Below are 18,538 nucleotides of genomic sequence, written 5' to 3' on the forward strand. Positions count from 1 at the left end.
TTACAACTGAACACCGGAGAAGGACATAAAGCCCAACGCCATCAGCCCGGTGGTGATAAAGGTAATGCCCAGACCGCGTAACCCAGCGGGGACATTGGCATACTTGAGTTTTTCGCGGATACCCGCCATCGCGACAATCGCCAACATCCAGCCAGTGCCGGAGCCGAAGCCGTACACGACCGATTCGGCAAAGTTGTAGTCACGTTGCACCATAAAGGAAACGCCACCGAAAATGGCGCAGTTCACTGTGATCAATGGCAGGAAAATACCGAGTGCGTTGTACAGCGACGGGAAGAAGCGATCGAGGATCATCTCCAAAATCTGTACCAGCGCTGCAATGACGCCGATAAAGGTGATGAAGTTAAGGAAGCTCAGATCAACACCTTCCACCAGCGCGCCGTCACGCAGGATCAGGTTGTAGACCAGGTTGTTCACCGGTACGGAGATCCCGAGCACCAAGGTCACCGCGATGCCCAAACCAAAAGCGGTCGATACCTTCTTCGACACGGCCAGGAAGGTACACATCCCCAGGAAGAACGCCAACGCCATGTTCTCAACGAACACTGCGCGTACAAACAGGCTGATATAATGTTCCATCGGCCATTACTCCTTTTCGATCTGCGCTGGTTTCAGGGTGCGAAGCGCCCAAATCAGCAGGCCGATGATAAAGAACGCACTCGGTGCCAGCAGGAACAGGCCGTTTGGCTGATACCAGCCGCCGTTCTGCACCGTTTCCAGCACGGGAATGCCAAACAACTTGCCAGACCCGAACAGCTCACGCAGGAAACCGACCAACACCAGGATCACCCCGTAGCCCAGCCCGTTGCCGATACCGTCCATGAAACTCTCGATGGGCGGCGACTTCATGGCATAGGCCTCGGCGCGCCCCATCACGATACAGTTAGTGATGATCAAGCCGACAAACACCGACAGCTGCTTGGAGATCTCGAACGCATAGGCACGCAACAGCTGATCGACCACGATGACCAATGACGCGATAATCGCCATCTGCACGATGATGCGCACGCTGTTTGGAATATGGTGGCGGATCAGTGAAATAAAGAAGCTGGAGAACGCCGTTACCAGCGTCACTGCAATGGTCATCACCACGGCCGTCTCCAGCTTGGTGGTCACGGCCAACGCAGAACAGACCCCAAGCACCTGCAGGGCGATCGGGTTGTTGTCGAACAACGGCCCCAAAAGGACCCGTTTAATCTCTTTGGAATCAGCCATTTTTCAGCGCTCCCTCACGAACTTTTTTCAGGAACGGGCCAAAGCCGTGCTCGCCCAACCAGAAGTCAAAAGTATGCTGCACGCCGTTGGAAGTCAGCGTGGCGCCGGACAAGCCGTCCACCCCGTGTTCATCCCCCTGACGCGCCCCGCCTTTCACTACGCGGATCGCCGGCTGCCCGTTGTCATCAAACAGCTTTTTACCGATCCACTGCTGACGCCAGCTGGCATTCTCAACCTCACCACCCAGCCCCGGAGTTTCCCCTTGCTGGTAGTAAGTGATCCCTTTCACCGTGTTACCGTCGTTATCCAACGCAACAAAGGCGTACATCATCGACCACAGGCCAGTGCCGTAGACAGGCAGGACAATTTTATTCACCGCACCGCTATCGTCACGCACCAGGTAAATCTCTGCCTGATTGCTGCGGCGTTTGATACCTGCCGGATCCTGAGCTGCCGGCAGTGCCGCGCTTTTACTGTCGTCACGCAATGCCGCAGCCAAATCGAACGCAGCCGCCTTGCCCGTCACAAACTCACCGCTGTTTAAATCCAGCAAACGTGGTTCGATACGTTGTGTGAACAACGCTTTAACCTGCTCACCTTCCATCTTCGGTTGCAGCAAGCCTGCCACGTCAAGGATATTGCGCTGTTTGTCGAGCAACTTCTGTTCCTGCTGTTTGGACTTCAGGCCGACAGCGGAACCCGCCACCACCACAGAACACACCAGGCACAGCAGCAGTACCACCAGCAGCGTTTTACCGATGCTGTCGTTTTTAGATTCATTCGCCACGGGCTTTTCTCCGCTTGATGTTGGCCTGCACCACCAGATAATCGAACAGCGGCGCGAACAGGTTGGCGAACAGAATCGCCAGCATCATGCCTTCCGGGTAGGCTGGATTGACAACCCTAATCAGCACGCACATCACGCCAATCAGAATGCCGTACCACCATTTGCCTTTGTTGGTAAACGAGGCAGAAACCGGGTCGGTGGCCATAAAGATCATGCCGAAGGCAAAACCGCCCAACACCAGATGCCAGTACCACGGCATAGCAAACAGCGGGTTGGTGGTAGAACCGATGGAATTGAACAAGAAGGCCGTCGCCATCATGCCCAGCATCACGCCGGCGACAATGCGCCAGGACGCCACGCGACCAAACAGAATTATTGCGCCACCAAGCAGGATCATCAGCGTAGAGACTTCACCAACTGAACCGGGGATGTTACCGAGGAAAGCATCCATCCAACTGATAGACTGGCCGGTCGCCACGTTGCTCAGGCTATGCGCCCCACCCACGCTCCACTGCGCCAGCGGCGTTGCGCCGGAGAAGCCGTCAGCAGAGGTCCACACCAGATCACCAGAAATCTGTGCCGGGTAAGCGAAGAACAGGAACGCACGCCCTGCTAACGCCGGGTTAAGGAAGTTACGCCCGGTGCCGCCAAATATCTCTTTCGCGACCACCACACCAAAGGTAATACCCAGTGCGGCCTGCCATAAGGGCAGCGTTGGTGGCACGATCAGCGCAAACAGAATCGAAGTGACGAAGAAACCTTCGTTAATCTCATGCTTGCGAATGATGGCAAACAGCACTTCCCAAAAGCCGCCGACCAGGAACACCACGGCATAGATCGGCAGGAAGTAACAGGCACCCAGCACCATTTTACTGATCCAGCCGGCATCCGCCGCCAGGGACGCCCCCAGCCATTGCGCAAGCCGGTAGTGCCAATCGCCCGCCAGCACCTGTTGCAGCTGATCGCCACTGTAAAGGTGGTGCAGGGCCGGGATGGCCTGTTGACCGACGTTGTACATACCCCAGAACATCGCAGGGAATACCGCCAGCCACACCAGGATCATCATACGTTTCAGATCGATGGCATCGCGCACGTGTGAAGCGCCGCGCGTTACCAGACCTGGGGTGTAAAACACCGTCGTCGTCGCTTCAAATAGCGGGTACCACTTCTCCAGCTTGCCGCCCGGAGTGAAGTGATGCTCTATCTTGTCAAAAAAATTCTTCAGGCCCATCGGTTATCCTTCCTGCTCAATCTTGGTCAGCACGTCGCGCAGCACCGGAGCGTATTCATACTTGCCGGGGCAAACGAAGGTGCATAGCGCCAGATCTTCTTCGTCCAGTTCCAGACACCCCAACGCCTGTGCACTGTCGCTGTCACCCGCCAACAGATCACGCAGCAGCAGCGTCGGCAGGATATCCAGTGGCATGACGCGCTCATAGTTACCGATCGGCACCATTGCACGCTCACCGCCGTGGGTGGTGGTCGAGAAGGCAAACAGTTTGTTCTTCAGGAAGTGGCCCAGCGTGGTGCGGGTGATGGAAAACTTATCCGGCGACGGTGCGATCCAACCGAATAACTCTTTATTGCGCCCTTCCTGCAGTACAGAAACCAGCGAGTGGAAACGGCCAAGGTAGGCGTTCGGCCCGGCGACATGCGTCCCGCTCAACACTGAGCCAGAAATCACGCGGTTTTCACCGGCTTTCAAACGGCCTGCTGTCAGTTCATCGAGGCTGGCGCCCAGACGGGTACGCAGCAGCACGGGGTTTTCCACCTGCGGTCCAGCCAACGCAACTACTCGACGAGTATCGAGCTTGCCTGTGGTGAACAACGTGCCAATGGCAATCACGTCCTGGTAGCCGATATGCCAGACGGTCTTTTTCAAACTGACCGGTTCGAGGAAATGAATATGAGTCCCCACCAGCCCCGCAGGGTGCGGGCCGGCGAACTCGTTATAGGTGACCTGCGCATCGGGCTGTTTACCCAGGTTCGCGCCGGCAGTGTGACAAACATGCACCTTGCCGTCGGTCATACGCGCCAATACCGCCAGCCCAGCGTTGAACGCCGCTAGCTGCTCGGCAATGATCACCTGCGGATCGGCAGCCAGCGGCTGGCTATCCATTGCGGTGACGAAAATTGCACGTGGGGTGGTACCGGGAGCCGGTGTTTTACTGAACGGCCGGGTGCGCAGCGCGGTCCACAAACCGCTGGCGAGCAGTTCGCTTTCGACCTGTTCACGCGGCAGCATGGCCAGCTCAGCTACGGGGTAATGAGCAAACGCCAGTTGATCATCACCGCCGTTCTCAACAGCGATCACAACCGACTGCAATACGCGCCGCTCACCACGGTTGATGGCCACAATACGGCCACTGGCGGGCGCGGTGAAGAAAACCCCAGGGGTCTTTTTATCTTCGAACAGCGCCTGACCTTTCTTCACGGTATCGCCTTCCTGCACCAGCATGGACGGGCGCATTCCGACGTACTCTTCCCCAAGCAGGGCGACATGCTGAATTATTGGGCCGTCCTGAATCGCCTGAATCGGTGCTCCGGCAATGGGCAGATCTAACCCTTTTCTGATTTTAATCATAGGATTTATACGATGTTGGTTAGTTTCACACGTCTTACCGGCCCCAGAGGCTGGTGCTGACGATGCCTGGATGATGAGGCTGCATCAACAGCCTCTGGGTTGGGCGCAACGGCATCACGCTCAACATGAAATCTTGCGCACTGACAAAATGGGGTCACGTACATTCCGTCGATTAACTCCTGCATCCATTTTTGGCGCGATAAAAACGCTGTTAATATTTTGCTGCCGCCGAATGTCCACATACTAGACAGGGTGATAACATCAACACCTCTGCTCTGCGACCCTAACAGCAGGTTTATTCGAGACGGAATATTAACATTTTCCACAACATTTTTCTGCGTTGGGCAGTGACCTGAGTCAAGCAAACGCAATTAAATTTTGGCCCTTTTACATCACTAATCGTTAAAATCTGCCTGTCGATTCACTTTTATCGAAGTTTGTAGTTTTTTTATACATATCGCATATTGCTAAAATAGAACACACTGGTAATCTGACGGTGTTTTAAGACCGTAAAACAATAATCAGTGGCATGTTGGCCATGAACATTGAGCCAGCAGATAAATATAAGCAGGAATAATAATGAGAAAAATCGCACTGTTGTTTGCGATGCTTTTTTCTATGCCGATGATCACGGCCTGCAGCGCCAGCGAGCAGGTTCCCGAGGTTCCGGTAGTTAAACAGCAATTAGTCGGTTCACCGGTCTATATTCAGATTTTCAAAGAAGAACGCACGCTGGAATTGTATGCCAAAATGGGCAACGAATTCCGCTTGGTAAAGTCTTTCCAAATCTGTAATTTCTCCGGCGGCCTCGGCCCAAAACGCCGTGAAGGTGACTTTAAAAGTCCAGAAGGCTTTTATAGCGTTGACGCACGTCATCTGAAACCCGACAGTAAGTATTATCGGGCAATAAATATCGGTTTCCCTAATGATTACGATAAATCACAGGGGTATTCCGGCGCTTATCTGATGATCCACGGTGAATGTAAATCGATTGGTTGTTATGCGATGACCAACACGTATATGGACGAGATTTACCGTTACGTCGAAGCTGCATTCGCTTACGGCCAGAGCCGGATTGATATCAGTATCTATCCGTTCCGCATGACCGATCAGAACCTGAAACGACACGGCTCATCCAACTACATCGCCTTCTGGCGTCAGTTGAAGCCAGGCTACGACTACTTCGTCAAAAACCATCAGCCGCCGATGGTCAGCGTAGCCAACGGTCAGTACGTGCTGGGCCAACCCGTGCTGAGCAGCAGCCAGATGACGCAATATGCGTCAACCACGGCTCCCGCTGTCAGTACCAATCCCTTCGCTCAGGCCAAGCCGCTCACCGAAGTGAAATAGCGCGAATTCGCCTGGTGCAATCTTGTGCCAGGTTTCATTCGCCGTCAGTGGCTGGGTGGCGATCACCGTGACCACATCGTTAGGTGTGGTCTGCTGCTGAAAATCAATCTCTACATCCTGATCGAGCAGCGTCGCTTTACCAAAAGGTGCGCGACGCGTAATCCAATACAGATTGGTAGAGCAATAGGCCATCACAAAGCGCCCATCCGACAGCAGCATATTGAATACCCCTTTCTGACGCAGTTGATCCGCCAGCAGAGCGATATAACGGAAGACCGGTGGCCAACGGCTAGGGGTGCGCGGGTATTTAAGTGAAAGCTGGTGCAGCAACCAGCAGAAAGCGTACTCACTGTCGGTCTGACCAACCGGGCGAAAAGTGCCGGTTTCCAGCTGGCGGTAGCCTTTCAGCTGGCCATTGTGTGCGTAGGTCCAATTACGTCCCCAGAGTTCACGGGTGAACGGGTGGGTATTTTCCAGCGAAACTTCACCGCGATTGGCCTGACGGATATGCGAGACCACCGCGCAGGATTTGATGGGGTATTCTTGCACCAGGCGTGCTATCGGCGAGTCGAAACTCGGCTGGGGATCCTTAAACGTGCGGCAACCGTTCCCTTCGTAGAAGGTAATGCCCCAACCATCTTTATGTGGCCCTGTACGGCCACCGCGCTGAACCAACCCGGTAAAGCTAAAGCAAATATCGGTCGGTACGTTTGCGCTCATCCCGAGCAGTTCACACATCGCCAGCACTCCTTAACCACACTGACACCGTCTATCTATACGGGTGCAGTAGGCGGTACCCGTACTATAATTAATGAGGGACCAGGGGCCCCTCAGCAGCTATTACGCCTTAACCATCTCTTTTTCGATCAGTTGAATCAAGATGTGAATCGCTTTGATATGGATTTCCTGAATGCGGTCGGCATAGCCGAAGTGCGGCACACGGATTTCCACGTCGGCGGAACCCGCCATTTTGCCGCCATCTTTGCCGGTAAGGGTGATCACTTTCATTCCCTTCGCACGCGCCGCTTCGATAGCTTTAATGATATTGCCGGAGTTGCCGGAGGTGGAAATGCCCAGTAATACGTCACCTTCACGGCCTACCGCTTCCACATAGCGTGAAAACACGTACTCATAGCCGAAATCGTTGCTGACGCAGGACAAGTGGCTAACGTCGGAAATGGCAATCGCCGGATAGCCCGGACGGTTTTCACGGTAGCGGCCCGTCAGCTCTTCGGCAAAGTGCATGGCGTCACAGTGGGAGCCGCCGTTGCCGCAGGAGATAACTTTCCCACCGGCTTTAAAGGAATCGGCCAGCAGCACCGCTGCACGTTGAATCGCGTCGATATTGGCGTCGTCATTGATAAATTTTGCCAGGGTATCGGCCGCTTCGTTCAGTTCACTACGAATAAGGTCGTGGTACATGAGGAACCTCTTGTTATCGTCAATCTTCCGCCCCGCAGTGTAACGGATCGGGGAAAAACCGAGAAGCACTGTGAGTTAAACAGCACCGCGGTTGAGGCACCAATGAGGTTTTTGATTATTGATGCGGTCAGTTTGTGACTTAAGTTGTAATTAAACTGTAAATGCATTGATAAAAATATGGCGTTGTACTAAAACCTATTACATACACACAACAGGTCAGACCTCTTGCCACTTTGGAGCTTCTTATGATGGTTCTTAGTATTGTTGTTTTGCTGGCACTCATTGGTGTGGTGTTTTATCACCGAGTGAACCTCACCCTCAGTAGCCTTATTCTTCTGGCATACACCGCTGCTATGGGCGCCATTGGTCTGTGGACCTTTTGGATGCTGCTGCCGCTGGCGATTATCCTGCTGCCATTGAACGTCGCCTCATTGCGTCGTTCAATGCTCTCTGCCCCGGCGCTGCGTGCGTTCCGCAAGGTAATGCCACCTATGTCCACCACCGAAAAGGAAGCTATCGAAGCCGGTACTACCTGGTGGGAAGGCGACTTGTTCCGCGGTACGCCGGACTGGAACAAGCTGCATAACTACCCGAAACCGCAATTGACCGCCGAAGAGCAGGCGTTTATTGACGGCCCAGTGGAAGAAGCCTGCCGTATGGCGAACGACTTCCAGATCACCCATGAACTGGCCGATTTGCCGCCGGAACTGTGGGCATATCTGAAAGAACACCGCTTCTTCGCGATGATCATCAAGAAAGAATACGGCGGCCTGGACTTCTCTCCTTATGCACAGGCACGCGTGCTGCAAAAACTGTCCGGCGTTTCCGGTATCCTGGCCATCACCGTTGGCGTGCCTAACTCCCTCGGCCCAGGTGAACTGTTGCAGCACTACGGTACTGATGAGCAGAAAAATCACTACCTCCCAGGCCTGGCTCGTGGCGATGAGATCCCTTGTTTCGCCCTGACCAGCCCGGAAGCAGGCTCCGATGCCGGCGCTATTCCAGATGTCGGCACCGTCTGTATGGGCGAGTGGCAAGGCGAACAGGTCTTGGGCATGCGCCTGACCTGGAACAAACGCTATATCACGCTGGCTCCGGTTGCGACTGTGCTTGGCCTGGCGTTCAAACTGTATGACCCGAACCATCTGCTCAGCGATAATGCATCTCCTGGCATCACCTGTGCGCTGATCCCAACCAGCACCCCAGGTGTGAAAATCGGTAACCGTCACTTCCCGCTGAACGTCCCCTTCCAAAACGGTCCGACTCGCGGTAATGACGTGTTTGTCCCCATTGATTACATCATCGGTGGGCCAAAAATGGCCGGCCAGGGCTGGCGTATGCTGGTTGAGTGCCTGTCTGTCGGTCGCGGTATCACGCTGCCTTCCAACTCCACCGGCAGCGTGAAATCCATGGCGCTGGGGATTGGTGCTTACGCGCATATCCGCCGTCAGTTCAAACTCTCTATTGGCAAGATGGAAGGTATCGAAGAGCCGTTGGCACGCATCGCCGGTAACACCTATGTGATGGATGCAGCAGCTACGTTGATCACCAGCGGCCTGATGCTGGGCGAAAAACCGGCTGTCCTCTCAGCTATCGTGAAATACCATTGTACCCACCGTGGCCAGCAGGCAATCATTGATGCAATGGATATCGCCGGCGGTAAAGGGATCATGCTCGGCAAATCCAACTTCCTGGCCCGTGCCTATCAAGGTGCACCTATCGCCATCACGGTTGAAGGGGCGAACATCCTGACCCGTACCATGATGATCTTCGGTCAGGGCGCTATCCGCTGCCACCCATACGTTCTGGACGAAATGGCAGCAGCGCAGAAGAACGATCTGAACGCCTTTGACAAATCACTGTTCGGCCACCTGGGCCACGTGGGCAGCAACAAGGTACGCAGTTTCTGGCTGGGCCTGACGAACGGCCGCACCAGTGGCACACCAACCAAAGACGCAACTCGCCGCTATTATCAGCAGTTGAACCGTCTGAGCGCGAACCTGGCACTGCTGTCGGACGTATCCATGGGTGTTCTGGGAGGTAGCCTGAAGCGTCGTGAGCGTATCTCCGCCCGTCTGGGGGATATCCTCAGCCAAATGTACCTGGCATCCGCTACGCTGAAACGTTTTGAAGATGAAGGCCGTCAAAAAGAAGATTTACCGCTGGTTCACTGGGGCGTTCAGGACAGCCTGCACCAGGCAGAGCAAGCGTTGGACGATCTGCTGCGTAACTTCCCGAACCGCTTTATCGCCGGTGCAATGCGCTTCGTGATCTTCCCGTTCGGCCGTGTGCATACCGCCCCGTCCGACCGCCTGGATCACCAGTTGGCCAAGATCCTCCAACAGCCGTCTGCCACCCGTAGCCGCCTGGGCCGTGGCCAGTATCTGACGCCAAGCGAGCATAACCCAATTGGCCTGATGGAAGCCGCGCTGGTTGATGTGATCGCCGCCGAACCGATTCACGACCGTCTGTGCAAGGCAGCAGGCAAGAATCTGCCGTTCACCCGACTGGATCGCCTGGCGCAACGTGCGCTGGAAGAAGGCAAGATTAACGCGGATGAAGCGAAGATCTTGGTGAAAGCCGAAGAGAGCCGCCTGCGTTCCATTAACGTTGATGACTTCGAGCCGGATGCGCTGGCGGCCAATAAGCCGGAAAAGTCGCTAAAGCTGGATAAGCGCCAGAAACAGACCGAAGCCGCGTAACTGCAATAATCACATTTCCTCAGGGGGCGATAATTCATCGCCCCTTTTTTATTGCCGCTAGAAAATGCGCAGCAATTCGCAACATTGAAAAACGACTAATTTAATCTTGGGAATAATTGGATAGGCTGCGGATGGGTGCTCTGGATCTTTCTGTCCGGAGCCTTGGCAACGGATTAACCCAATGGATTTCATGTTGCAGCTAGGCGGCAAGTTCGGGCATCCCCGCGAGCTCACTTTGGTGAGTGACCGGGGTAAGCGAATGCAGCCAACAACGCTGCAGCTTGAAAGACGAAGGGGAAGAAAGAGAAAGGCCCCGAGTCGATATTATCAACCCGAGGCCACTCTCATGTCTAAGCAACATCAGGTTAGCCTCTTACCCGCCGCAAGGCAAGGACAAGGAGGTCAAAAATGCAGCAAGAACGGGTCGTTCTCAGGCTGATGATTATCTGCATCACGTTGATAGCGCTGATGTGGATTACCCGCGGTTCGCTATGCGAATTGCGCATCAAACTGGGGGGCACGGAGGTTGCAGCCATTTTGGCTTACGAACCCGAAAGGTAAGGCAACCCAACGGCGGGGCTCGCCCCGCCTGTTGGTTGTTGACGACTGATCCATGAGCACCCTCCCCCACGGCATCCACCACGCTTCTAACCGTTCTGGCGGATACGCGCCAGTAAGGCATCAATATGCTCAATCTGTGGCGCGTTCACGATCAACGCACGGCCCAACCCCAAGGCATTCCGCTGACATTCAATGCGCATCTCGGTATCGTCTATGCTGTCCAGATCGGCAACATGTGCCAGGCCAATAGTGCGACGAATCAGCTCACTGCCACAGTAACCTACCGCATCCGTCCACACCTGTTGCAGGAACTGTTCGGCATAGCCTGGTACCGCCAACGCAAGTTCACGGGTCTGTTGGTGACATAATGCCAGGAAACGATCGGAGAAAATCAGCCAAAGCTCGCGCACATCTTGTAAACGCTGCTCGCGCCCTGCGGCGGCGTCACGCGCCCCGAGAAGTCCCGGCAAACCGCAGTAATTCAACAACAGGTTCCCCAGCACGCTGCCGACGTCAAAGCCGATCGGGCCGTAGAAACCAAACTCGGCATCTATCGCCTTCAGTTTACCTTCTGCGACAAAAATCGAGCCGCTGTGAATATCGCCATGCAGCAGCGCTTCTGCCTTGCTCAAGAAGCGATGCTTCAACCCGGCTACCGCCAGTTTTAGCGGTGCATCGTTACGCAGTTCAACTACTTGCGGCAACAACGCCGCATCGAATTGATTACGCTCATGATCAATATAAGGATCGGTAAAGAATAGATCTTCGGTGATCTGGCACAGTTCAGGATTGGTAAAGCGGCTGACCTCCGCCTTTTTCTGCTGTGCCGACTGATAAAAGTCGGAGGTATGGAAGAGGGTCTGGGCCAAATATTCCGCCAATTGCCCAACCGCCAACGGATAATACTTGCCCTTGAGCAATTCACTGCGCCAAATGTGGTGGTCAGAGAGATCTTCTTGCACCATCACGGCCAGCTCGGGATCGTGATGAAGCACCTTTACCGTATGCCGTGGGCAAAAACCACCGTGGATCAACAGGGTTTCCGCTTCAATACGCGCCCGATCCAGGGTCAATGGCCAAGATTCACCCACACAACGCACGTACGGAAGCGCCTGTTTGACGATCACCCGGCTTAAGCCGTCACGATCGCGGATCTTGAACACCAGGTTTAAGTTACCGTCGCCAATCTCGTCGGCGCTAACAAGCGCGTGAGGATCGGCCAACTGCCCATATTGGCGGGCATATTCAACGGCATCGGCAGCAGTAAACGTACGATAGTGCGACATTCCCAACCCCTCTTTCCTGTCTCTCTGACACAGCGATTATTATTTTTTAGACGTAAAAGCATTTGGACGTCTATACATCTGGAAGTCATGTTGGCAGAATAGCTTTCCAGATGCAATAACTACGCAACAAGGAATTAACCGCCGATGCAAGCGCTTAACACCACCAGTTTGACCCTGAGAGACAACCGACTTTGGATCCTCGATCAACAGGCTCTGCCGCAGGAAAAACAATGGCGTCCCTGTGACAGCGTGGAAGAGTTGGTGGGGCATATTCACAGCCTGCGAGTACGGGGCGCACCGCTGATCGGCCTGTCCGCCAGCCTGCTGTTGGCCCTGTTGGCAGAGCGCGGCCTGCCGCGTGAAGAGCTGGAGCAAGCGCTGATGACCCTACGTGCCTCAAGGCCGACAGCGGTCAACTTGATGAACAATCTGGACCGCATGAAGCTCGCGCTGGCGCAACCTCACTGGGTACCCGCGATGATGGAAGAGGCATTGCGATTAGTGGATGAAGACCGCAAATTGTGTGACCGCATTGCCGATCACGGTGCCGAATTGGTGAAACCCGGCAGCCGCCTGCTGACACATTGCAACACCGGTGGTTTGGCAACCGCGGGTATTGGCACAGCCATTGGCGTGCTGCTGCGTGCTCATCAGCAAGGCAAGGTACAACAGGTATGGGTCGATGAAACCCGTCCGCTGCTACAGGGAGGGCGGCTGACCGCTTGGGAACTGGGCGAACTGGGTATCCCATATACGCTGATTTGCGACGCCATGGCCGCTAGCCTAATGGCACAGGGCCAGGTAGATGCCGTGTGGGTAGGTGCCGACCGCATCGCCGCCAACGGTGATGTCGCCAATAAGATTGGCACCTATAGCCTGGCGGTACTGGCGCATTATCACCGCATTCCGTTCTACGTCGCTGCGCCGCACACCACCCTGGATCCGCACTGTCCCAATGGAGCGGCAATCCCGATTGAGCAACGGGCTGCGGCTGAGGTGACCGGCGTCGCCGGGAGCTTTGGTTCATGCCAGTGGGCGCCTGTTGATGCCCCGGTCTATAACCCGGCATTTGACGTGACGCCAGCGGCACTGATTAGCGGTTGGGTATTCGACAGCGGCGTAATCACACCGCAACAAGTCAATGAGGGGATATTCACGCGGGCGTTAGGTTAACGCCCGCATCATTGCGGTCAGTCGAGACGTGGATACGCATCGGCGATGTCGTCGCCGGTGAAATGTGCCACCCAGCCTTCGGGATTATCGAATACGCGGATCGCCGTGAAATTCGGTGCCGAGCCCATATCAAACCAATGGCGGGTATCGGCCGGTACCGAGATCAGATCGTTCTTCTCACACAGGATCTGGAAGATCTTTCCCTCCAGATGCAGGCAGAACAGCCCTGCTCCCTCGACAAAGAAACGCACTTCATCTTCGCCGTGTGTGTGTTCGGAGAGGAACTTGCTGCGTAACACGTCGCGCTGCGCATTGTCAGGACGCATGCTAATCACATCCCAGCTCTGGTAGCCTTTTTCTGCCACCAGCCGATCAATTTGCTGCTGATAGGCGGCAATCACCGTGGCTGGTTCTGGGTTTTCACCCAGTTCGCGATCCGCCTGCCAGCGTTCGAAGCGTACGCCAATCTGCGCCAATTGCTGCTGAATCGCCTGCGCATCGTTGCTCTGCCACAAAGGTTGCTGCGGCTCTTTATCACTGAAAATGGTTAATCCACTCATGAGGCAAACTCCCCTAAATCGATATGATCAAACCGGTTAACCTGCAGATGCTGGCTTTGCTCATCGGCATCATCGCGGATCAGTTGGCAGGTATGCCAACCGGCAGCACGCGCGGCGTCCAGCTCTTGGTGAATGTCAGAAAGAAATAACAGCGCGTCGGGAGCAATACCGATTTCACGGGCAATATTGCGGTACGAAGCAACGTCGCGCTTGGCACCCACATGGGTATCAAAATAACCGCTGAACAGCGGCTGAAGATCCCCGGCATCGCTGTATCCGAACAACAGTTTCTGCGCCTCTACCGAACCGGATGAGTAGACATACAGCTTCAGCCCTTGCTGCTGCCAGGCCGCCAATTGTTCGGCCACTTCGGGGTACAAATGCCCACGAAAATCACCGTTCTGGTAGCCACTGCGCCAAATGATGCCTTGCAGTGCCTTCAGCGCGGTAGATTTGCGATCTTCGTCCATAAAGCGATACAGCGTAGTAATCAGCTGTTCAATGTCCGCCTGCGGCCGATCAATTTCCTGGCGTAAGTCGTTCAGCGGCGCGGCCACTTCGGCATCAGCGGCGTGCTGACGAAGAAACGCCGCCAACCTTTCTCGTGCATAAGGGAACAAGACTTGATGTACGAAGCGGATATCGCTGGTTGTGCCTTCAATGTCGGTGACGATAGCGCGGATCATTTTGCCTCCAGTAAGCGGCGTTGCAGTTCGCACTGGAACAGAAATTCCAGTCCTTCGAGATGGCGGCGAGCCTCTGCGACCTGGCTGCCCCAGCAGTACAAACCGTGGCCCCGCACCAGAAAACCATATTGCAACGGCGTCACTTCAGCATAAGCCGCCACGCGCGCCGCTAAGCGCGGGATGTCCTGATCGTTATCGAAAATAGGGATAACCAGGCTATCCAGATGCGTGCGTTGTCCACTGAGTGATTTTTGCATCTCATAGCCCTGCAACAACAGCCCATCACCCGGTTCAACACGTGACAACACCGTCGCATTCACTGAATGCGTATGCAACACCGCGCCAATCTGCGGATAGAGGCGGTAAATCAGGGTATGCAGGCCGGTTTCCGCCGACGGCGTGCGGCCGCTGGGTACGTGATTGGTGTCCGTTTCTACCAGCAGGAAATCCGTTTCAGTCAGGCTGCCTTTATCCTTGCCGGATTCGGTTACCAGACAGTGCCGATCGTCAAGACGCAACGACATGTTGCCGCCCGTCGCCGGACACCAACCCCTTTCACCAATCCAGTGGCACGCAGACAATAGCGCTGTAAGTTGCGGATTTTCGGTCATTATCGTTTCCCGGTCTGTAAGGTCGTCCAGCAGATGAAGCTTAGAATGATTTGATTGATGGTTAGATCTTTTCTTCATTTAGCCATCTAAGCGTCTTGATTGCCAAATACTAACATCGTGTTATATTGACGGCAACATAAGCGCCAGGAGTATTAGCCTGCTATGAGCACTTCAGCATGGATCCCCGAAAGTAAATTGCCCGCACTGGGCACGACCATTTTCACCCAGATGAGCGCACTGGCGGCGCAGCATCAGGCGATCAACCTGTCGCAGGGCTTTCCCGATTTCGATGGCCCCGATTACCTGAAAGAGCGCTTAGCCTGGCATGTCAGCCAGGGCGCTAACCAATATGCTCCAATGACCGGCGTCGCCCCTTTACGCGAGGCCATCGCTGAAAAAACGGCGGCTTTGTATGGCTGGCTGCCAGACGCCACCACCGAAGTCACCGTCACGGCCGGTGCCACCGAAGCCCTGTTTGCCGCCATCAGCGCGTTAGTACGCCCCGGCGATGAAGTGATCTGTTTTGATCCCAGCTACGACAGCTATGCTCCGGCGGTGGCCTTGTCTGGCGGCACGCTACAACGCATTGCGCTGCAACCGCCGGCGTTCAGCGTAGACTGGCAACAGTTTTCTCAATTACTGTCGCCACGCACCCGTCTGGTGATCCTCAATACGCCACACAATCCGTCCGCCACAGCCTGGCAAGCGGAGGATATGCAGCAACTGTGGCGCGCAATCAGCGATCGCGAAATCTATGTCCTCAGCGACGAAGTCTACGAGCACATTTGTTTCGCCAAAGGTGGCCACACCAGCGTATTAGCTCACCCACAATTGCGTCAGCGTGCGATCGCCGTGTCCTCTTTCGGTAAAACCTTCCACATGACCGGATGGAAAGTGGGTTACTGCGTGGCCCCGGAAGCGCTGAGTGCTGAAGTACGTAAAGTGCATCAATACCTGACCTTCTCCGTCAACACCCCGGCGCAATTGGCACTGGCGGATATGTTGCGCAGCGAACCAGAACATTGGCAGCAGTTATCGGCGTTTTACCGCGCCAAGCGCGATCGTTTTGTACAGGCATTATCAAACAGCCGACTGGAAATTCTCCCCTGTGAAGGTACATACTTCCTGTTGGCAGATTACAGCGCCGTCTCCGATCTGGACGACGTGGCGTTCTGCCATTGGTTAACTGAGCACGTGGGCGTGGCGGCGATCCCGCTGTCGGTCTTCTGTGCCGATCCTTTCCCCCATAAATTGATCCGGCTGTGCTTCGCTAAACAAGATGCCACGCTGGATGCAGCTGCGGAGCGGTTATGTCGACTTTAAAAATTACCCTGTTGCAGCACCCCTTGGTCTGGCGCGACGGTGAGGCCAACCTGCGTCATTTTGATACGCTGCTGGCACCGTTAAGTGGACGCGATTTGATTGTGCTGCCGGAAATGTTCACAACCGGTTTTGCTATGGATGCCGGGGAAAGTGCACTGCCGGAACGGCAGGTGATCGACTGGCTACACGGCTGGGCGAGCAAAAGCAACGCGCTGGTCGGTGGCAGCGTGGCGCTAAAAACCCCCGAAGGCGCGGTAAACCGGTTCCTGCTGGTTGAGCCGAACGGTCGGGTACATGCCTACGATAAGCGCCATTTATTCCGCATGGCTGGCGAACACCTGCATTATCAGGCGGGCAAACGGCGTGAAATTTTTGAATGGCGTGGCTGGCGGATTCTGCCGCAGATTTGTTATGACTTGCGCTTCCCGGTGTGGTCCCGTTATCAACAAGATTACGATCTGGCGTTGTACGTCGCCAACTGGCCAGCGCCGCGCAGCAAACACTGGCAAACACTGTTGGCAGCACGCGCCATTGAAAACCAGGTGTACGTGGCGGGTTGCAATCGCGTTGGCGAGGACGGCAATGGGCTAAACTACAGCGGTGACAGCCTGATCATCAGCCCGCAGGGAGAGACGCTGGCGCACGTTGAGCCATTCGCCGCCGCACAGTTGGATGCAGAATTGTCGCTGGAAACCCTGCAAAACTACCGCAGCGCCTTCCCGGCCTGGCGTGATGCCGACAGCTTCCTGCGCCACGATTAATGATGACGGGCGTGGTCCTCTACGCCCGTAACGTCAAGACAGTTCTTCCTCGCCCGTTTTTTCTTCTGCGCTCTCAATACGGTTAAACAGCAGGTTTAACAGTAACGCCACCAGGCACGAAGCGCTGATGCCGGAATGCAGCAAGGTACGCACCCCATTTGGGAACTGATCGTAAAAGGTCGGCATCACTATCGGGATCATGCCGAAGGCAATCGCCGTCGCCACCACCACCAAATTCATGTTGTCCTTATAATCCACTTTTGCCAGGGTACGAATGCCGCTGGCAGCCACCGAGCCAAACAACACCACGCCGGCACCGCCCAGTACCGGTAACGGAATGCAGGCGACTAACCGACCCAGCACCGGCAAAACGCCCAGCAGCACCAAAATTGCACCGCCGGCGCTGACGACAAAACGGCTCTTCACGCCGGTGATTGCCACCAGCCCAATGTTCTGGGCAAACGAACTTTGCGGGAATGAGTTGAACACCGGCGACAACGCACTCGACAGCATATCGGCACGTAAGCCATTGGCGATCCGGCGCGCATTGACCGGTGAACCGACAATCTCGCCCACCGCCATTAGCCCCGCCGTGGTTTCCGTCAGCAGCACCAGTACGATCAATAGCATGGATAACACTGCGCTCAATTCGAAGGTGGGCCAGCCATACACGAAGGGCTCGGGGAATGCCACCCATGGCCCGGTCCCCACAGCAGCAAAACTGACCTTGCCCACCAGCACCGCCACCGCGCAGCCGACGGCCATCGCCAACAGCACGGATAAGCGTTTCAACGCCGGTGACCCCACTTTATTGAGCAATAAAATGACCGCCAGTGTGAACGCCGCCAGACCAATATTTCCGGTTGATCCCCAGTCTGCCGCCTTGGCATTCCCCCCCATCGCCCAACGTACCGCCACCGGCATCAATGACAACCCGATCACCGTCACCACCGTGCCGGTCACCACCGGCGGGAAGTAGCGGATAATGTGCGAGAAAAATGGCGCGATCAGCAGCCCCACCAGAGAAGCGACGATCACCGCGCCAAATACCGCGGGCAGGCCGCCGTCGCCGGTGACGATGGTCACCATGGTCGCAACACCCGCAAAGGAAACGCCCTGCACCAACGGCAGACGAGAACCGAAGCCGGGCACACCAAGCGTTTGCAACAGCGTAGCCAACCCGCTGACAAACAACGCCGCCGTCACCAGCATGCCAATCTGTGGTGCGCTTAATCCTGCGGCTGAACCTATGATCAGCGGCGGCGCAATGATCCCGCCGTACATCGTCAGAATATGTTGCAGACCGTAGGCGAACGTTTTTACCAACGGCAATTTTTCATTTTCCGGGCAGCACGAAGCCGCACCCTTATCCTGAGACAGAGCCATAAGAACCTCGTCAATATGCATGTAGAACAACGTCAATTGGCGTTATTGTCGCCGTCAGTGTGGGGATCCCCAGGGCATACATGAAGTCCGTGAGGAGGCCGAGCACTGCCCCA

General features: G+C 55.4%; 19 protein-coding genes. 6 read left to right on the forward strand and 13 right to left on the reverse strand.

Annotation, left to right across the window (positions count from 1 at the left end; all coding sequences use genetic code 11):
* The 6 genes from nqrE to AC2FCQ_RS20250 are packed head-to-tail and all read right to left on the reverse strand — an operon-like array spanning position 1 to position 4,930.
* Complete coding sequence (gene nqrE / locus AC2FCQ_RS20225; protein WP_012005400.1) at positions 1-597, reverse strand: NADH:ubiquinone reductase (Na(+)-transporting) subunit E; 597 nt, start codon at positions 595-597, stop codon at positions 1-3.
* 6 nt (positions 598-603) lie between these two features.
* On the reverse strand, positions 604-1,233 hold the full coding sequence (locus AC2FCQ_RS20230; protein WP_020825369.1) for an NADH:ubiquinone reductase (Na(+)-transporting) subunit D: 630 nt from the start codon (positions 1,231-1,233) through the stop codon (positions 604-606).
* Positions 1,226-2,020, reverse strand: a complete 795-nt coding sequence (locus AC2FCQ_RS20235; RefSeq protein WP_209636767.1) for a Na(+)-translocating NADH-quinone reductase subunit C — start codon at positions 2,018-2,020, stop codon at positions 1,226-1,228. Before AC2FCQ_RS20235 ends, AC2FCQ_RS20230 begins: the two co-directional genes overlap by 8 nt.
* Positions 2,010-3,251, reverse strand: a complete 1,242-nt coding sequence (locus AC2FCQ_RS20240; RefSeq protein ID WP_209636769.1) for an NADH:ubiquinone reductase (Na(+)-transporting) subunit B — start codon at positions 3,249-3,251, stop codon at positions 2,010-2,012. The genes AC2FCQ_RS20235 and AC2FCQ_RS20240 overlap by 11 nt, the downstream gene beginning before the upstream one ends.
* A 3-nt stretch (positions 3,252-3,254) precedes the next feature.
* Positions 3,255-4,604 (reverse strand): Na(+)-translocating NADH-quinone reductase subunit A, encoded by a 1,350-nt coding sequence (locus AC2FCQ_RS20245; protein WP_490308941.1) that lies wholly within the window; start codon positions 4,602-4,604, stop codon positions 3,255-3,257.
* Between the two features lie 5 nt (positions 4,605-4,609).
* Positions 4,610-4,930, reverse strand: a complete 321-nt coding sequence (locus AC2FCQ_RS20250; protein ID WP_490308940.1) for a hypothetical protein — start codon at positions 4,928-4,930, stop codon at positions 4,610-4,612.
* 253 nt (positions 4,931-5,183) lie between these two features.
* Here AC2FCQ_RS20250 and dpaA point away from each other — a divergent pair, with 253 nt between their 5' ends.
* Positions 5,184-5,954 carry a peptidoglycan meso-diaminopimelic acid protein amidase gene (gene dpaA, locus AC2FCQ_RS20255; protein ID WP_209636773.1) on the forward strand — a complete coding sequence of 257 codons (771 nt, stop codon included), beginning with the start codon at positions 5,184-5,186 and terminating at the stop codon, positions 5,952-5,954.
* Here the strand turns inward: dpaA and AC2FCQ_RS20260 are convergent.
* On the reverse strand, positions 5,886-6,692 hold the full coding sequence (locus tag AC2FCQ_RS20260) for a class II glutamine amidotransferase (RefSeq protein ID WP_209636775.1): 807 nt from the start codon (positions 6,690-6,692) through the stop codon (positions 5,886-5,888). The two genes, dpaA and AC2FCQ_RS20260, sit on opposite strands and share 69 nt — an antisense overlap.
* 102 nt (positions 6,693-6,794) lie before the next feature.
* The gene (gene lpcA, locus AC2FCQ_RS20265; protein ID WP_004949058.1) at positions 6,795-7,376 is read right to left on the reverse strand and encodes a D-sedoheptulose 7-phosphate isomerase; all 582 of its coding nucleotides are present in this window, start codon (positions 7,374-7,376) and stop codon (positions 6,795-6,797) included.
* Positions 7,377-7,621: 245 nt separating this feature from the next.
* On the opposite strand from lpcA, the gene fadE reads away from it, so the two are divergent.
* On the forward strand, positions 7,622-10,078 hold the full coding sequence (fadE, locus tag AC2FCQ_RS20270; protein ID WP_490308938.1) for an acyl-CoA dehydrogenase FadE: 2,457 nt from the start codon (positions 7,622-7,624) through the stop codon (positions 10,076-10,078).
* Between the two features lie 408 nt (positions 10,079-10,486).
* Positions 10,487-10,639: a Hok/Gef family protein gene (locus AC2FCQ_RS20275; RefSeq protein WP_404760224.1), complete on the forward strand. Its 153-nt coding sequence runs from the start codon at positions 10,487-10,489 to the stop codon at positions 10,637-10,639.
* An 86-nt stretch (positions 10,640-10,725) separates the two neighbouring features.
* On the opposite strand, the gene mtnK is transcribed toward AC2FCQ_RS20275, so the two are convergent.
* Positions 10,726-11,925, reverse strand: a complete 1,200-nt coding sequence (mtnK, locus tag AC2FCQ_RS20280; RefSeq protein WP_404760225.1) for an S-methyl-5-thioribose kinase — start codon at positions 11,923-11,925, stop codon at positions 10,726-10,728.
* Between the two features lie 144 nt (positions 11,926-12,069).
* Here mtnK and mtnA point away from each other — a divergent pair, with 144 nt between their 5' ends.
* Positions 12,070-13,098, forward strand: coding sequence for an S-methyl-5-thioribose-1-phosphate isomerase (mtnA, locus tag AC2FCQ_RS20285; protein WP_490308936.1), 1,029 nt, complete (start codon positions 12,070-12,072; stop codon positions 13,096-13,098).
* A gap of 17 nt (positions 13,099-13,115) precedes the next feature.
* Here mtnA and AC2FCQ_RS20290 read toward each other — a convergent pair whose 3' ends face one another.
* The 3 genes from AC2FCQ_RS20290 to AC2FCQ_RS20300 are packed head-to-tail and all read right to left on the reverse strand — an operon-like array spanning position 13,116 to position 14,955.
* Positions 13,116-13,658, reverse strand: coding sequence for a 1,2-dihydroxy-3-keto-5-methylthiopentene dioxygenase (locus AC2FCQ_RS20290; RefSeq protein WP_209636782.1), 543 nt, complete (start codon positions 13,656-13,658; stop codon positions 13,116-13,118).
* Positions 13,655-14,344: an acireductone synthase gene (gene mtnC, locus AC2FCQ_RS20295; RefSeq protein WP_209636784.1), complete on the reverse strand. Its 690-nt coding sequence runs from the start codon at positions 14,342-14,344 to the stop codon at positions 13,655-13,657. The genes AC2FCQ_RS20290 and mtnC overlap by 4 nt, the downstream gene beginning before the upstream one ends.
* Complete coding sequence (locus AC2FCQ_RS20300) at positions 14,341-14,955, reverse strand: methylthioribulose 1-phosphate dehydratase (protein ID WP_209636786.1); 615 nt, start codon at positions 14,953-14,955, stop codon at positions 14,341-14,343. Before AC2FCQ_RS20300 ends, mtnC begins: the two co-directional genes overlap by 4 nt.
* Before the next feature lie 162 nt (positions 14,956-15,117).
* Here AC2FCQ_RS20300 and AC2FCQ_RS20305 point away from each other — a divergent pair, with 162 nt between their 5' ends.
* Positions 15,118-16,278 carry a pyridoxal phosphate-dependent aminotransferase gene (locus AC2FCQ_RS20305; protein ID WP_265554777.1) on the forward strand — a complete coding sequence of 387 codons (1,161 nt, stop codon included), beginning with the start codon at positions 15,118-15,120 and terminating at the stop codon, positions 16,276-16,278.
* A complete protein-coding gene (locus tag AC2FCQ_RS20310) occupies positions 16,266-17,039 on the forward strand; it encodes an amidohydrolase (protein ID WP_265554779.1) in 774 nt (257 codons plus the stop codon). The genes AC2FCQ_RS20305 and AC2FCQ_RS20310 overlap by 13 nt, the downstream gene beginning before the upstream one ends.
* Positions 17,040-17,072: 33 nt before the next feature.
* Here the strand turns inward: AC2FCQ_RS20310 and AC2FCQ_RS20315 are convergent, their stop codons facing one another.
* Positions 17,073-18,425, reverse strand: a complete 1,353-nt coding sequence (locus tag AC2FCQ_RS20315; RefSeq protein ID WP_404760227.1) for a nucleobase:cation symporter-2 family protein — start codon at positions 18,423-18,425, stop codon at positions 17,073-17,075.
* Positions 18,426-18,538 lie beyond the last annotated feature (113 nt).

Source organism: Serratia sp. CoH_134_PS_4 (assembly GCF_058190535.1).

Bases quoted from the DNA above. Each gene is read 5' to 3' on its own strand.
- AC2FCQ_RS20245 (WP_490308941.1), bottom strand. From the start codon at position 4,604: ATGATTAAAATCAGAAAAGGGTTAGATCTGCCCATTGCCGGAGCACCG.
- AC2FCQ_RS20275 (WP_404760224.1), top strand. From the start codon at position 10,487: ATGCAGCAAGAACGGGTCGTTCTCAGGCTGATGATTATCTGCATCACG.
- AC2FCQ_RS20240 (WP_209636769.1), bottom strand. From the start codon at position 3,251: ATGGGCCTGAAGAATTTTTTTGACAAGATAGAGCATCACTTCACTCCG.
- mtnA (WP_490308936.1), top strand. From the start codon at position 12,070: ATGCAAGCGCTTAACACCACCAGTTTGACCCTGAGAGACAACCGACTT.
- AC2FCQ_RS20305 (WP_265554777.1), top strand. From the start codon at position 15,118: ATGAGCACTTCAGCATGGATCCCCGAAAGTAAATTGCCCGCACTGGGC.
- AC2FCQ_RS20260 (WP_209636775.1), bottom strand. From the start codon at position 6,692: ATGTGTGAACTGCTCGGGATGAGCGCAAACGTACCGACCGATATTTGC.
- AC2FCQ_RS20310 (WP_265554779.1), top strand. From the start codon at position 16,266: ATGTCGACTTTAAAAATTACCCTGTTGCAGCACCCCTTGGTCTGGCGC.
- AC2FCQ_RS20315 (WP_404760227.1), bottom strand. From the start codon at position 18,425: ATGGCTCTGTCTCAGGATAAGGGTGCGGCTTCGTGCTGCCCGGAAAAT.
- lpcA (WP_004949058.1), bottom strand. From the start codon at position 7,376: ATGTACCACGACCTTATTCGTAGTGAACTGAACGAAGCGGCCGATACC.
- fadE (WP_490308938.1), top strand. From the start codon at position 7,622: ATGATGGTTCTTAGTATTGTTGTTTTGCTGGCACTCATTGGTGTGGTG.
- nqrE (WP_012005400.1), bottom strand. From the start codon at position 597: ATGGAACATTATATCAGCCTGTTTGTACGCGCAGTGTTCGTTGAGAAC.
- dpaA (WP_209636773.1), top strand. From the start codon at position 5,184: ATGAGAAAAATCGCACTGTTGTTTGCGATGCTTTTTTCTATGCCGATG.
- mtnC (WP_209636784.1), bottom strand. From the start codon at position 14,344: ATGATCCGCGCTATCGTCACCGACATTGAAGGCACAACCAGCGATATC.
- AC2FCQ_RS20300 (WP_209636786.1), bottom strand. From the start codon at position 14,955: ATGACCGAAAATCCGCAACTTACAGCGCTATTGTCTGCGTGCCACTGG.
- mtnK (WP_404760225.1), bottom strand. From the start codon at position 11,925: ATGTCGCACTATCGTACGTTTACTGCTGCCGATGCCGTTGAATATGCC.
- AC2FCQ_RS20230 (WP_020825369.1), bottom strand. From the start codon at position 1,233: ATGGCTGATTCCAAAGAGATTAAACGGGTCCTTTTGGGGCCGTTGTTC.
- AC2FCQ_RS20290 (WP_209636782.1), bottom strand. From the start codon at position 13,658: ATGAGTGGATTAACCATTTTCAGTGATAAAGAGCCGCAGCAACCTTTG.